The organism is Listeria immobilis (genome assembly GCF_014322845.1).
GTDB classification, from domain to species: domain Bacteria; phylum Bacillota; class Bacilli; order Lactobacillales; family Listeriaceae; genus Listeria; species Listeria immobilis.
Genome location: NZ_JAASUA010000031.1, coordinates 1 through 571, shown reverse-complemented (window position 1 = coordinate 571; position 571 = coordinate 1). Strand labels below are relative to the sequence as shown.

Annotated in this window: 1 protein-coding gene; it reads left to right on the top strand. The window is 39.9% G+C overall.

Annotated features, from left to right (window positions below):
- Window positions 1–571: immunoglobulin-like domain-containing protein (locus HCJ45_RS14840; RefSeq protein ID WP_187125294.1), on the top strand; the 571-nt coding region annotated here is incomplete at both ends.

The window sequence follows — 571 nt, the reverse complement described above, 5'->3', positions numbered from 1 at the left end:
TTTGACCCCATGAGTACGATTCAAGCAACGGATAAAGAAGACGGCGACATCACAAGCACAGTAAAAATAACAAACAACACAGTAGATACATCGAAACCAGGCAATTACGAAGTGACGTATGAGGTAACCGACAGCGATGGCAATAAAGCAACGTTCACCCGTACCGTGACTGTAACCGAAGCACCCGTAATTTCTGGAGATAACGAAACACATATCACACCAGGAGATCCCTTTGATCCAATGGATGGGATTACCGCAGTAGATGGAGAGAATGGGGACTTAACGAAACAAATAAAAATTCTTTCTAATAGTGTGGATATTAATGTTCCAGGGACCTATCAAATAGTTTATGAAGTGACAGATAGTGATGGAAACACTACAACCTTTACTCGTATAGTTGTGGTAGATTCAATCAAACAACCTTCTGAACAACCAAAAGATACAACTAATCCACCGTCAGATAGACAATCTGGAAAAAATGAAGTCAAAGAAAGTACAGCAGAAAAACAACTTGATGTGAAGCCAGAAGAAAAAGCTGCTCTTCCAAAAACAGGGGATCAATCAAATGCTT